At 38.3% G+C, this 12,453-nt stretch carries 15 protein-coding genes; 11 read left to right on the top strand and 4 right to left on the bottom strand.

Translation table 11 applies throughout. The features are described 5' to 3' along the window. Nucleotides 1-291 precede the first annotated feature (291 nt). From Xbud_RS01105 to Xbud_RS01115, 3 genes are all read left to right on the top strand, one after another. Nucleotides 292-555, top strand: coding sequence for a helix-turn-helix domain-containing protein (locus Xbud_RS01105; protein WP_169923004.1), 264 nt, complete (start codon nucleotides 292-294; stop codon nucleotides 553-555). Nucleotides 556-796: 241 nt separating this feature from the next. Then, the gene (locus Xbud_RS01110; protein WP_099134331.1) at nucleotides 797-1,645 is read left to right on the top strand and encodes a YwqJ-related putative deaminase; all 849 of its coding nucleotides are present in this window, start codon (nucleotides 797-799) and stop codon (nucleotides 1,643-1,645) included. 158 nt (nucleotides 1,646-1,803) lie between these two features. Beyond that, nucleotides 1,804-2,130: a methyltransferase gene (locus tag Xbud_RS01115; protein WP_169923005.1), complete on the top strand. Its 327-nt coding sequence runs from the start codon at nucleotides 1,804-1,806 to the stop codon at nucleotides 2,128-2,130. Nucleotides 2,131-2,156: 26 nt separating this feature from the next. Here the strand turns inward: Xbud_RS01115 and Xbud_RS01120 are convergent, their stop codons facing one another. After that, nucleotides 2,157-2,399 carry a GntR family transcriptional regulator gene (locus Xbud_RS01120; protein ID WP_244589830.1) on the bottom strand — a complete coding sequence of 81 codons (243 nt, stop codon included), beginning with the start codon at nucleotides 2,397-2,399 and terminating at the stop codon, nucleotides 2,157-2,159. A 258-nt stretch (nucleotides 2,400-2,657) separates the two neighbouring features. On the opposite strand from Xbud_RS01120, the gene Xbud_RS01125 reads away from it, so the two are divergent. Together Xbud_RS01125 and Xbud_RS01130 are read left to right on the top strand one after the other, a co-directional pair. Further along, nucleotides 2,658-3,542 (top strand): PhzF family phenazine biosynthesis protein, encoded by an 885-nt coding sequence (locus Xbud_RS01125; protein ID WP_099134334.1) that lies wholly within the window; start codon nucleotides 2,658-2,660, stop codon nucleotides 3,540-3,542. 104 nt (nucleotides 3,543-3,646) lie between these two features. Next, nucleotides 3,647-4,096 (top strand): DUF4354 family protein, encoded by a 450-nt coding sequence (locus Xbud_RS01130; protein WP_099134335.1) that lies wholly within the window; start codon nucleotides 3,647-3,649, stop codon nucleotides 4,094-4,096. A 217-nt stretch (nucleotides 4,097-4,313) separates the two neighbouring features. On the opposite strand, the gene pyrB is transcribed toward Xbud_RS01130, so the two are convergent. Further along, entirely contained in the window at nucleotides 4,314-5,252 is a 939-nt protein-coding gene (pyrB, locus tag Xbud_RS01135) for an aspartate carbamoyltransferase (protein WP_099134336.1), read from the bottom strand. Nucleotides 5,253-5,330: 78 nt separating this feature from the next. On the opposite strand from pyrB, the gene Xbud_RS19720 reads away from it, so the two are divergent. Beyond that, nucleotides 5,331-5,570 (top strand): hypothetical protein, encoded by a 240-nt coding sequence (locus tag Xbud_RS19720; protein ID WP_169923006.1) that lies wholly within the window; start codon nucleotides 5,331-5,333, stop codon nucleotides 5,568-5,570. A gap of 299 nt (nucleotides 5,571-5,869) precedes the next feature. After that, complete coding sequence (locus tag Xbud_RS01140) at nucleotides 5,870-6,625, top strand: hypothetical protein (protein ID WP_099134337.1); 756 nt, start codon at nucleotides 5,870-5,872, stop codon at nucleotides 6,623-6,625. On the opposite strand, the gene rnz is transcribed toward Xbud_RS01140, so the two are convergent. After that, nucleotides 6,605-7,522 (bottom strand): ribonuclease Z, encoded by a 918-nt coding sequence (rnz, locus tag Xbud_RS01145; protein WP_099134338.1) that lies wholly within the window; start codon nucleotides 7,520-7,522, stop codon nucleotides 6,605-6,607. The genes Xbud_RS01140 and rnz overlap by 21 nt on opposite strands. 415 nt (nucleotides 7,523-7,937) lie before the next feature. Here rnz and Xbud_RS01150 point away from each other — a divergent pair, with 415 nt between their 5' ends. The 3 genes from Xbud_RS01150 to Xbud_RS01160 all read left to right on the top strand — a co-directional run bounded on the left by Xbud_RS01150 (nucleotide 7,938) and on the right by Xbud_RS01160 (nucleotide 10,459). After that, nucleotides 7,938-8,498, top strand: coding sequence for an RtcB family protein (locus Xbud_RS01150; protein ID WP_099134603.1), 561 nt, complete (start codon nucleotides 7,938-7,940; stop codon nucleotides 8,496-8,498). Between the two features lie 71 nt (nucleotides 8,499-8,569). Then, nucleotides 8,570-9,328: a nucleotidyltransferase domain-containing protein gene (locus Xbud_RS01155; protein WP_099134339.1), complete on the top strand. Its 759-nt coding sequence runs from the start codon at nucleotides 8,570-8,572 to the stop codon at nucleotides 9,326-9,328. Nucleotides 9,329-9,838: 510 nt separating this feature from the next. Continuing rightward, entirely contained in the window at nucleotides 9,839-10,459 is a 621-nt protein-coding gene (locus Xbud_RS01160; protein ID WP_099134340.1) for a LysE family translocator, read from the top strand. Between the two features lie 281 nt (nucleotides 10,460-10,740). Here Xbud_RS01160 and argF read toward each other — a convergent pair whose 3' ends face one another. Then, nucleotides 10,741-11,760 (bottom strand): ornithine carbamoyltransferase, encoded by a 1,020-nt coding sequence (argF, locus tag Xbud_RS01165; protein ID WP_099134341.1) that lies wholly within the window; start codon nucleotides 11,758-11,760, stop codon nucleotides 10,741-10,743. A gap of 231 nt (nucleotides 11,761-11,991) precedes the next feature. Here argF and rraB point away from each other — a divergent pair, with 231 nt between their 5' ends. Then, complete coding sequence (gene rraB, locus Xbud_RS01170) at nucleotides 11,992-12,414, top strand: ribonuclease E inhibitor RraB (protein WP_099134342.1); 423 nt, start codon at nucleotides 11,992-11,994, stop codon at nucleotides 12,412-12,414. Nucleotides 12,415-12,453 lie beyond the last annotated feature (39 nt).

Genomic DNA, 12,453 nt, shown 5'->3' on the forward strand with positions numbered 1-12,453 from the left:
CTGACAATATTTAAATAAATCTTATGAATAATAATATTTATCATTTATTATGAACATTTCATCATTCTTCAATAAGTTTTATTTATGTTAAGGTTACATTAATGAATGCAATAATTTGTATATTCAAGTGTTGACAAATACCAATGCCTATATATGATCATTGCATAATTAATGATTTTTATTATGATGAGTTATCATATAAAATTATTTATTTAAAATGACAATATAATAAATTCAATAATAATTTTATAATACCAAAATTAAACCCTATTGTATTTAAAAAGGACTTCAGTGTTTATTTCAAAAGAACTAGAAAACTTTATTGTTGTAGCCAAAAATAAATCAATCAATAAGGCAACAAAGGAGCTTTTTATTACACAGTCGCCAATTAGCCGAAGCTTAAAAAAACTGGAATTCTCATTAGGTGTAAAACTCTTTGTCAGAAAAGGCCAGGGATTAGTTTTAACGGAAGAAGGAGAGTGCCTATACAATAAAGTGTTATCAATTTATGAACAACTTAAAAATATCGAAAATGATTATAAGGATCATAAATAATTTTATTATGATGTTTATAGAAACAAAAATAATGATTTAATATAAATCATCAGATATATAAACAATCTCTTCTAATTAACTTTATGTACACTGGTTAGAACAAAAAATAAATTAGGTTTAACAGCATTAATAGACAAGCATTAAAACTTTCATCATAAAATAGAAATGAATAATTAATTCATAGTAGGTTTATTTATTTTAAATATCAATAAACCTTAATCAATAATTAGAGGAAACAACAATGACATACAGTTATGACAATAAAATGATTTATAAAAAAAAGCCGGGATTAAATACGACTCTGGAAAGTCTGCATCTCGATAAACCAGATACAGAAAGGGTTTCTGCTGCCTATCAGCACTTGCTATCGTCTTATATGTCTAGTTTCCAGAATAAAACGGACTTGCTTCGTAAAGAGAAGAGCAAAAAGGCATTACAAAACTTTGCTGCCCATGCTGGCTATTTGCATAACAACACTTATCAAGATAGTTTTGTTAATTTTAAAGACAACAATCATAACTTAGCCCCCGGAAAATTGTTTAGGGGGGTAGAATTAATTCCCCAAAAAACGATCGAAATAAACAGACCGATAGGACCACGGAGAAATAAACTTGCCTATGATATCGAAGATATATTTAGAAATAATATGGAAAATGAATATCGTGTAATAAATACTCCTGCCTTTATTAAAGCATTACAGGATATGTATGAAAGAAATGGGCAAACGCTACACCCGATGATTCAACGTCTGGTTGAAGATCATATTGCACATAACGGGGGCATTTTGCCCACAATGGCAGGTATTGCCGGTCTGCATGCCGAAGTACAAGCGTTGAACCAGATATTTATTACAGCAGATCAGAATGAACCTCTCAATCCAGCACGCTATGACAAGGCAATGCTTCAATCATCAATTTTTACCAAACGGTTAACCACAGCAAATGCTGGACAAGATTTCCCGGCATGTCATAACTGTTCGGGCATTATTCAATCACCGGCTAATGTGATTACGGGAGTGGTTGGCAGTGCTGGTAGCAATTTTTCTAATCAGGTCGCAAAACGTCATCGTTCCCAGTCATTAAGTAATTAAATATTCCTTTTGTGAATCTGGATAATTTTTTATTACCTAAAATGATCACTTTTCATCAAGTGTTCTTTCTTCCACCGCCTTTCCAGAGAGTATGATTTTGCGATTTCGCCACACCGTGTTTGATGGCGTTACTGGCTCCTTTCAACACAGTGGTCTACATGACCGATATTCTTAAGAATATCCATCAAGTTATGCGTGATGATTCAGTACTCTATATTATTGATACAATTAAAGAAGAAAATAATGTGGAGGATATTTCTTTTCATTTATTTATGGTTATTCTTTTTAGGGGTAAAATACGCTATCAATCTGAATATGAGGAACTTGCAAATAATGCAGGGTTTTATATCAATAATATATATAAAATCACTTCTTCTGAGCATATTATTGAAATGAAAAAGAAAACATGCATCACTCAACATGTTATGATGAACGGGGACGAGACGCCAAAGTATTCATGCAACCACTGTGAATTGTTGTTTTAAACATGAAATGGTCTGGCCTTAATGAATTAGCATACTTGTCGTCGCCCTATAAGTTTAGGTAGTGTGTGACTCACAAAATAGCCTGACTGCGGACGAGCTACAATCAATCCCCGATCTTCAAGTAGTCTGTATGCCGCCTTAACGGTATTAATACTTACGTTGTGACTGTTGGCATACGCCCTAATGGACCTAATACGCGCCCTAGGTTGGAGTTGGTCACTGGCGATGGCTGCTGCTACCTCGTCTGCAATAACCTCATAAGTAAACACTTTACTACCCTCGTAAAATATGGATACAGTTCATATCTACCGCAATACTTTATTAGACATAATTATCTGCTGAAATAACAGATTAACATAATACAACTGTGTCCATAAAATTTGCTGAAACCTGTATCTATATCTAATCAATAGGTGCATGTAGTATCTAATACATTCCGATATTAAGCATTTCTTTGCTCAATCAGTTTTATAAGGGTTTCATCAAACCCAGCCTTGTGACGCCAGGGATTTACATAAGGAATAGTAATGTCTAGTGTTAATTTTAAACAGGTTGATGTTTTTACCACTACGTCTTTTAAGGGCAATCCGGTTGCAGTCGTTATGGAAGCTCATGAGCTTTCGACAACACAAATGCAGGCAATCGCAAATTGGACAAACCTTTCTGAAACTACGTTTGTCCTGCCTCCTGAAAGCAGCGAAGCCGATTACCGGGTACGAATATTCACACCAGAAAGCGAGCTTCCGTTTGCTGACCATCCCACTATAGGTACAGCATACGCCCTGCTCGAAGCGGGTGTTATCCAGCACCGTGAAGGCCGAATTGTTCAAGAGTGCGGCACAGGTCTTGTCAATCTTTCAGTGACAGAAAAGGTATCTGGTAACTTGTCGATAGCCTTTGAATTACCTAAGCCCGTTATCACTCCACTGACAACCGTGCAAGTAGACTGTCTTGAAAATATTCTAGGCTGCATGGTTGATCGTTCCCTGATGCCAGCCCTTGTTGATGTAGGCGCGCGCTGGATCGTAGTGCATACCATAGATGTTAATTCAGTCTTGCAAGCTCGTCCTGATTATGCACAACTTCGGGAACATGATCGCGAAATGAATGTAACTGGGATCTGTCTCTATGGCGAATATAGTAGAAATAACGGTTTGCATATCGAAGTCCGGTCTTTTGCACCAGGATGCGGTATGAATGAAGATCCGGTATGTGGTGGAGGTAACGGCAGTGTAGCGGCATTTATACGCCATCACGCTGTCACCTTGCCTGAAGATGGTCTGATTTGCTCCTTTCAAGGGCAGATACTCGGTCGTGATGGGAAGCTTCAACTAACGGTCACTGACGAGAAAATTCTGGTCGGTGGTAATGCAGTCACATGCATCAATGGCACTATCCGTATCCGTTTTTGACGGACAGCAATTTTTTACGGAAAGTAATTTTCCGTAAAAAGTCTGAACAACTCGCAGCCGGAAACCAGTGTGCGATTTTTTCCATTTCATAATTCAGGAATTATATGAGTAAGTTAGTTGTTTTAGTATCACTGTTGTTTTTGCCATTAATAGCTAATGCTGTGGATGTAAATTCGAAAACTGTGAATAATATCCCTTCTGAAAAAGATATTTTTATTACAGTCAGCGATAGTATTTTAGTTACATCAACAACAGAGAATGGAGTAAAACATTATTCCAAGAAATTTTTTATAGAGGTTTTCAACTCATCAGATAAAAATTTGTCTTTTGCCACAGACATTGGGTGTTTTAAAGCTGAAGATTATGATGGTGTAATTTCCATCTCACAGAAAATTGTAGACCCTGTACTACTTAATCCCTTATCCCCCAAAGGCGAAAATTATGGTTATATTATTTTTTCATCGAAGGATCATTCTGTTCTGAAAACAAAGTTTATCGTATGGTCTACTGATTGCTCATATATGAAGAGAAAAAATAAAATACTTTCGCATTAAGCTACTATAAGAGTATTGTTAAACTAATCGGTCGTGACGCTTATTTTTTGATATTGGCGAATGTTTAGATAATACCCAATGACTTTATTAAAAAATAACAGTGTATTGAAATAATGACAGAAAAACATTTTTCAAAAAATAACATTATGACCAAAGCATAACTCACTTGGTCATAATATTAACGGACGCTTATTTTTGTTAATAAGCTATTTCATTATTACGCGATAACGGTATTCTCATTCAATACCAGTGACAGCAGTGCCTGACGGGCGTAAATACCATTGCCTGCCTGTTGGAAATAGTAGGCATAAGGAGTTTTATCCACATCAACAGTAATTTCATCAATACGTGGTAGTGGATGTAATACTTTCAGGTTATCTTTGACATTGACCAAATCCGCTGCGCGCAGTACAAACTGGGCTTTGATATTAGCGTATTCAGAAGGATCAAGACGCTCTTTCTGTACACGGGTCATATATAGAATATCCAGCTCTGGCAACACATCTTCAAAATTGTTGTGAATGCTGTAATTCACTTGTTTTTCATCCAGCATATGCAGGATGTAGTTAGGCATGGAAAGGGCATCCGGTGCGATAAAGCAGAAATGGTTACCTTCAAATTTTGCCAGTGCCTGTGTCAACGAATGTACGGTACGCCCGTATTTCAAATCACCCACCATAGCGATTTTCAGGTTATCCAGTTTGTTTTGGGTTTCCTGAATGGTAAACAGGTCGAGCAAAGTTTGGGTTGGGTGCTGATTTGCACCATCACCGGCGTTAATGATCGGTATATGACCGGAAAATTCAGAAGCAAGGCGAGCGGCTCCTTCTTGTGGGTGACGCATCACAATCGCATCAACATACTGGCTGATAATAGAAATAGTATCGGCCAGTGTTTCTCCTTTTTTGCCTAATGACGTATTGCTGCTGTCCGCGAAGCCGACCACAGACGCACCAAGCCGCTGAATAGCTGTTTCAAAAGAGAGACGGGTGCGCGTAGAGGCCTCAAAAAAGCAGCTAGCGATAACCTTATGTTTCAGTAAGTCAGTCTGTGGATTGGCTTTCAGTGCTGCTGCTGTCTGCAATACCAATTCAAGATCTGTGCGGCTCAAATCATTAATTGAAATGATATGCTTGCGATATAACGGGTTAGCCATGTTTACATTCCTCTTTTATGACTTTTAGCCTTTGACTGGGCAGACAAAAAAAAGCCCCTCAATTGAGGGGCTTTTTAAATGATCGGTTTAGCAATGGTAAAAACAATACGCCCAGGCTGCCAGCTGGCAGTGCTTTGTTGGATTGATATTTTGCAACGTTATCTGTGGCGCAGTATTTCATGTTTTCTCCCGGCAAATCGTCGCGCATTATACTCACGATTGTATTCACCGCAAGGTTTGTGGAAGAAATTTTTATTTCACATCAGCATAGATAACTATGTGACCGGGGTGAGTGTAGCCAACAAAGAGGTAACTTGAAATCCATTGGGTATTAGTCGTTTTTGTCACTCAAACTGATTGCCATTTTGTTTATTATTTTGGTGGAATAATATTCATTGACTTACCATAATAATCCTGATTGATAATATATTATAATTTTATCAATTATATAAATATATTGAATATTTTATATGAAAATAATTTCATCTTGAATCTGCGAATAAAATATATTTGCGATTTTAGTGATTTTGATAACTATATAAAACATGACGTTTATTTTAATAATCGGAATTATAATGTGTTACTTTTTATTTTTTCGTCAAATAAGAGGGTGGTATATGCCATTTTCTCCTCCTTTTAGAAATGAGTTTTTTGAGGGTGATCTGATATATGGTTTAACTGATGAAAGAGAACATTATATCAGTTGTGTTGATAAATTTAAAATCGTTAAACATAAACTTACTAAATCTACTTCTGGACAAGAATTCTCTAAACTGGCAATGATTAATTATTATTTAATTCCGGTTGAAGAGAGAGAAATGGTATCGTTTTTAGATAATTTTAAGCGTTCAATGGGAAATAGGCAAAGAGTCCCCACTCAATGTCTGATTAATAGGGCAAATGAATACAAGCGTTATCTTAATGTTGTTGCTTTTGAAGAATACAGAGAATATAAAGAAAGTTTCTATTCTCATCTTAGAAAACACAATAAATATTATACTGTGCTTGATGAAAATATAAGTAAGGATAATGTAACTATAGGGAGGAAATGTAAAGGAGGGTTATCATGGGTAACTATGAATAATTGCCAACTTACTGAGGATATGCATATACACTTCATCCTTGATGAAATAAATATAAAAGAAGTCGTAGATAAAACAAGGGATTATATAACTGCAAAAGAATTGAGGTGGATTTACAGACACAGAAATAATAGAAAAGTTGCTAGCAAAATACAATTTTGGTTGAATCAAAAACCTATTTGTCCACCTTGGGTTTCAGATGAAACATTATGGGAGAATTATTATCGGTGCAGTATACTTAATCACGATTTATCTGGGGAGTTTTCTAGATTATTTAACCACAAATACTGAAAAATCTTCAGCTAAATCAGTATCGGGAAATATTTCCCGGCATTCTGCCAATAATCGTGGACAATCTTCTTTGCTATAGCGTCCGCTGATATGTGTTGCAATAAAATGTCTTACCTTAGCATCGCGTGCCAATGTTGCAGCTTGTTTAGTCGTAGAGTGTCCGCGTTCATTGGCTTTTTCTGCAAATGCATCTTCCAGTGTGATTTCATGTACCATCACATCAACATTAGTGGCTAGTTTCAGGGCTTCCGGTGTGGGTTCTGTATCCCCGAAAATAGCCAGTGATTTGCCACGTATCGGTTCTCCCAGATAGTCTTTGCCACAAATCGTTCTTCCATCTTCCAATGTTACCGATTTTCCTTGCTTCAACGCTTGCATCCACGGGCCACGGGGAACACTGTCCTGATTCAGTTTTTGGGCATCAAGTACCCCGGGTTTATCATGTTCTTCAATCCGATAGCCGTAACATTCCACGCGATGATTCAGAGCGTAAGCCGTGACTTTCATTGTATCATCATCAAACAGTAATCCTGGTTGCACTTCGGTAATTTCTAATGGATAGGTCAGGAAGGAGCCACTTAGTTGTAATGTGGTTTTTACAAACTGGCGTATTCCTTTTGGGCCATATAATGTTAAGGGAACGGTCGAGCCTGCCATTGATCGGCTGCACAGTAAGCCCGGCAAACCAAAGATATGATCGCCGTGCAAATGGGTGATAAAAATCTTTTCCAGTTTGCGGATCTTAATTGGAGAATTAAGGATTTGATGCTGTGTTCCTTCTCCACAGTCAAACATCCACAGTGCACTGCGGATCGCCTGTAAATCCAGAATAAGGCTGGTGACATTACGCTCTTTAGTGGGAATGCCTGCGCTTGTGCCCAGAAATCTCAATTCCATGTCATTTTCTCCTATACGCTTTATCTTGCGAGTTGGCTTCCGTTGGCCCTGTTAATAAAATCGGTGCGGAAGAATGCAGGGCGACATGCTCAATTTGGTCTGTGTCGGTCTAATGTTGTGCCCAAAACTCCAATAGCAACTCTGCGTTTCATCCCTTTCCCTATCATTAGATTATCTTAATTTATAAATAACGATACAAAAAGATAAGAAAATCAAATAGCAAAAACAATTGTCGAAAATAGGTAAAAATAAAAACGGTTATTTTTCAAAATAATAAAAAATGTTTTTATGTTTTTCCAAAGTTGGCACAGGATTAGTAATAACAAGATTGGCAATAACTATAAGTGTTAACGCACTGATGAAGTCGTATGGAGTTCTAAGCAATTAAAGGAGAGCAAAAATGAAAACAACTGAAATAAAAACCAACGGTTATAACTTATTGACGCAAGAGAATGGTGCTCCGGTAAAAATGTGGGCGAATGGAGTCCCTGTTGATCCAAAAGCCATTACTCAATTGCAGAATACCGCCAAGATGCTTTTTGTATTTAAACATATGGCGGTAATGCCGGATGTTCATTTTGGCAAAGGTTCTACCATCGGTAGTGTGATCCCGACTGGTGGTGCCATTATCCCGGTGGAGATTGGGGTGGATATCGGCTGTGGAATGATTGCAGTCCGTACTTCGCTGGTGGCATCAGATTTACCGGATAATTTGTTGAATATTCGTCATGCCATCGAAGTCGCTGTGCCACATGGACGTAATATAAACCGTGGAGGACGAGATAAAGGGTCATGGCATGACGCGCCGGAAATGAAAAAACGCTTTACCGTGAGTGATCAGAAACGAGCTACTGCTCATGTAGAGTGTCGTAAAGATAGCGATGTGATTGATGAGATCCCGATGGCGTACAAAGATATTGATGCAGTAATGGCAGCCCAGTCTTCGCTGGTGAAAGTTGTACATACTTTGCGTTAGGTCGTTTGTGTAAAAGGATAGTAAATAGAAATAGGTAAGAAAAAATGGAAAGGGAAATAGTCAGTCTAGTGATGAAAAAGCGTATCAAGAGGGAACTGGATAAGATAGAGAAAAAATATGACGTGCACATATTGTACGCCTGTGAATCGGGTAGCCGTGGGTGGGGTTTTGCTTCACCCGATAGTGATTACGATGTGCGGTTTATTTATGTTCATCCTATGGATTGGTATCTGAGAGTGGAAGCAGGACGGGATGTTATTGAACAGTCAATTAATGATAAGTTGGATATCAGTGGTTGGGAGTTACGCAAAGCTTTAAAATTACTGAAACAGGCAAATCCAACATTGATGGAATGGTTGGATTCCCCCATCATCTACCAGGCAAATGCGGCAGCAACCAATGGATTGAAAACGCTGGTGCCACATTTCTTTTCGGACATTAAAGCGCGTTACCACTATCTCTCAATGGCGAAGAAAAATTTCCGAGGTTATCTGCAAGGTGAAGAAGTCCGGTTAAAAAAATATTTCTACGTATTGCGCCCGTTATTGGCTGCCCACTGGATTGAAATGGGCAAAGGTGTACCGCCGATAGATTTTGAGACGTTGGTGGAAGGAACAGTACATGATCCTCAAGTAAAAGCAGAAATTGCCGATCTGTTACAAATTAAACGATCTGCAAGTGAGGCAGAATATGGTTTGCGTAAGACGAAAGTCCACTCATTTATTGAATCTGAACTTGATGAAACATTGGCGCGTTGTGAGCTTAGTGATAACTGTGAACATAATCAGGAATTACTTGATAACTATTTGAAATGTTGGGTAATGAGATGATGCTAAAACAAAAAAATAAATAAATAAAAGAATTCCGATTACTGAGGGGAAATATGGATCAAATCGATATATGAGTGTGATTTAACTTCATTAGTAAACATTGTTTTATCCCTTATCCTTAAGGATAAAAAATAATAGTTATGGACTCCCTACTGGCGTTTATGGTTGCCTAATTCACGGGTATTAATCCTGATTTAGTGCCGCGTTGGGTTTGAAAACTTGTAACGGCAGTGGGAGACGAATTTCAATTCTATTTGGAATTAATGTGCCTGTAAGATAAACACGTTCTGATATATTCTCCGTCCCTTACCATATTTAAGCAGAATACTTGGAATCCATTGAGTATAAATGTGATCAAGATGCAGCTTTAGGGCGGGGGAGGATGTCAAAAGTGTCAGCTTCCGGTTCGCAACGGAGTTTGGTTGACAAAAACTGTTCCTGTCGAATATATGGGTATGAAATAACATCATAATTAAGCATTCTTACGTACTCTTATTTTCGGAGATAAAAATGACAGTTCTGGATTCCTTATTTACCTTTACAGTTGCGGCTACACTGTTAACTCTAACCCCCGGTTTGGATACCGCTTTGATTTTAAGAACAGCCGCGGCAGAAGGCGGGAAAAAAGCTTTTCAGGCTGTACTTGGGATTGATACCGGATGTTTGATATGGGGAGCGATGGTGGCATTTGGTTTAGGGGCGTTAATTGCCATATCTGAACTGGCATTTAACATTCTGAAATGGTGCGGTGTACTGTATTTATGCTGGTTGGGGATCCAGATGATATGGCGACCTAACTCAGATCTTGGTGGGGAAAACTCTTCTTCTGCGAAAATATCGAATTGGTTTATCAAAGGAATGTTGGGAAATGTGTTGAATCCAAAAGTTGGCGTATTTTACGTCTCCTTTTTACCACAGTTTATTCCCCAGGGGTATTCACCAATTATCTGGACATTTGGATTAGTGGCAATTCACGTTATGCTCGGCACGCTATGGTCATTGATCCTGATTTATGCCACCCGGCCTCTTTCCCACATCTTACGTCGTGGGAACGTTATTAAATGGATGAATCGCGCGACAGGTGGATTGTTTTTATTTTTCGCGTTTAATTTGGCGTTGAGTCGGCGGTAATATTGATTTTAGCAAGTATAGTGACAATATCACTGATTTAAATGTTAATAAATTTAAATTATTCTTCAATTTAGATGTATTTTCAGGTTATTAGTGAAAGCTTCCAAGGGCTTTAAGACACATTATATATTATGAATTAAGTAGATACCTGTTGATGTTCATAATTCATTCATTTCGTATAATATAGACGCCAGTATTAACAAACTGGCGTAAATTTTTCCTAATTTAGCTTATCCTTGGCTAGTGTTTAATTGGCATATTTTTCGGATAGTTTCTTATTTTTAGATATCGAAATTCAACTCTTCCACCAACGTTGCCACCATTACGGCCTTAATGGTATGCATACGGTTTTCTGTCTGATCAAACACAATGCTGTGCTTTGACTCAAACACTTCATTAGTGACTTCCAACCCACCATACAGATTGAACTCTTCTGCTAATTGTTTACCAAGTATCGTTTCTTCATCGTGGAAAGCCGGCAGGCAATGCAGGAATTTTACATTCGGATTCTCTGTCAATTTCACGACATCCATATTGACCTGATAAGGCTTTAATACGTCAATCCGTTCCTGCCAGACGTTTTTAGGTTCTCCCATTGAAACCCAAACATCGGTATAGAGAAAATCCACATCCTTAACGCCCGTTGTAATATCTTCTGTCAGTGTGATCTTACCCGCCGTTTTTTCGGCCTGTTGTTGGCATTCTGCCACCAGTTTAGGATCTGGCCAGCAGGCTTTCGGGGCGACTAAACGCAGATCCAAACCTGTCAATGCGGCTGCTTCTAACATTGTATTGCCCATGTTATTACGTGCATCACCCAGATAGGCCAGTTTTATTTCGGTGAGTGGTTTTTGGCTATGTTCCTGCATGGTCATGAGATCTGCCAGTAGTTGAGTCGGATGAAATTCATTTGTCAGCCCATTCCAGACAGGAACACCAGCATATGTCGCTAATGTTTCGACAATATGCTGTCCATAGCCGCGGTACTGAATGCCATCATACAGGCGCCCAAGTACCCTTGCAGTATCCTTGATAGATTCCTTGTGGCCGATCTGGTTGCCACTGGGGCCTAAATAGGTGACATTTGCTCCCTGATCATGGGCTGCAACTTCAAACGCACAGCGTGTACGGGTCGAATCTTTCTCAAAAATCAGGACGATATTTTTTCCTGCCAGTAAGGGAGATTCTTTACCTGATTTTTTATTCGCTTTTAATTTAACTGCCAGTGTTAAAAGTGTATCAATTTCTGAGGGCTTATAATCAAGTAATCTCAGGAAATGATGTTGGAAAAATGGATTCATACAGCATTTTCTCCATGAGCGAAACATTGAATTAATATTCACTATATATCGATAAAAAATCTAATTACAACCCCTATAATATGAATTGGTAATTTGAGGATCATTAAGATAATTGAGATTCAGTCATTTACGACCTGTACTTTCTGTTTAACAAAATTGGATGGCTATATCCTTTGTGGGGAAAAGATGGGAGAATGCGAAACAGGATAGCCAACTGACAGGGGGATTGGCATGGCAGACCCACATGCATTAGAAGAACAGCGTGAAGAAACTCGCTTGATCATCGAAGAATTATTGGAAGATGGTAGTGACCCTGATGCGCTTTATATTATTGAACATCATTTTTCGGCAGAGAATTTTGATCTTCTGGAAAAAGCTGCTGTTGAAGCATTTAAACTTGGTTATGAAGTGACAGATGCAGAAGAGTTGGAAACAGAAGATCGCGTTGTTTTGATGTGTTGTGATGTGATCAGTGAAAGCCGTCTGGATGCTGAACTGATCAACGTACAGGTTGAGCAACTGATGGATCTGGTTGAAAAGATCGGCGTGAATTACGATGGTTGGGGTACATATTTTGAAGATCCGAATGCGCCGGATGATGAAGATGATGACAGTGCTCTCTTCCCGGATGAAGATGAACCCAGACTGCACTAACTTCTTTTCAAGAATCGGTTAATGATATATGCCCCGCGT

The sequence above is a fragment of the Xenorhabdus budapestensis genome (assembly GCF_002632465.1).
In the GTDB taxonomy this organism is placed as follows: Bacteria; Pseudomonadota; Gammaproteobacteria; order Enterobacterales; family Enterobacteriaceae; genus Xenorhabdus; species Xenorhabdus budapestensis.

What these genes read in the sequence shown, in the direction of transcription:
- Xbud_RS01110 (WP_099134331.1), top strand. Translation starts at nt 797, where the DNA reads ATGACATACAGTTATGACAATAAAATGATTTATAAAAAAAAGCCGGGA.
- Xbud_RS01115 (WP_169923005.1), top strand. Translation starts at nt 1,804, where the DNA reads ATGACCGATATTCTTAAGAATATCCATCAAGTTATGCGTGATGATTCA.
- Xbud_RS01125 (WP_099134334.1), top strand. Translation starts at nt 2,658, where the DNA reads ATGTCTAGTGTTAATTTTAAACAGGTTGATGTTTTTACCACTACGTCT.
- Xbud_RS01130 (WP_099134335.1), top strand. Translation starts at nt 3,647, where the DNA reads ATGAGTAAGTTAGTTGTTTTAGTATCACTGTTGTTTTTGCCATTAATA.
- pyrB (WP_099134336.1), bottom strand. Translation starts at nt 5,252, where the DNA reads ATGGCTAACCCGTTATATCGCAAGCATATCATTTCAATTAATGATTTG.
- Xbud_RS19720 (WP_169923006.1), top strand. Translation starts at nt 5,331, where the DNA reads ATGATCGGTTTAGCAATGGTAAAAACAATACGCCCAGGCTGCCAGCTG.
- Xbud_RS01140 (WP_099134337.1), top strand. Translation starts at nt 5,870, where the DNA reads ATGCCATTTTCTCCTCCTTTTAGAAATGAGTTTTTTGAGGGTGATCTG.
- rnz (WP_099134338.1), bottom strand. Translation starts at nt 7,522, where the DNA reads ATGGAATTGAGATTTCTGGGCACAAGCGCAGGCATTCCCACTAAAGAG.
- Xbud_RS01155 (WP_099134339.1), top strand. Translation starts at nt 8,570, where the DNA reads ATGAAAAAGCGTATCAAGAGGGAACTGGATAAGATAGAGAAAAAATAT.
- Xbud_RS01160 (WP_099134340.1), top strand. Translation starts at nt 9,839, where the DNA reads ATGACAGTTCTGGATTCCTTATTTACCTTTACAGTTGCGGCTACACTG.
- argF (WP_099134341.1), bottom strand. Translation starts at nt 11,760, where the DNA reads ATGAATCCATTTTTCCAACATCATTTCCTGAGATTACTTGATTATAAG.
- rraB (WP_099134342.1), top strand. Translation starts at nt 11,992, where the DNA reads ATGGCAGACCCACATGCATTAGAAGAACAGCGTGAAGAAACTCGCTTG.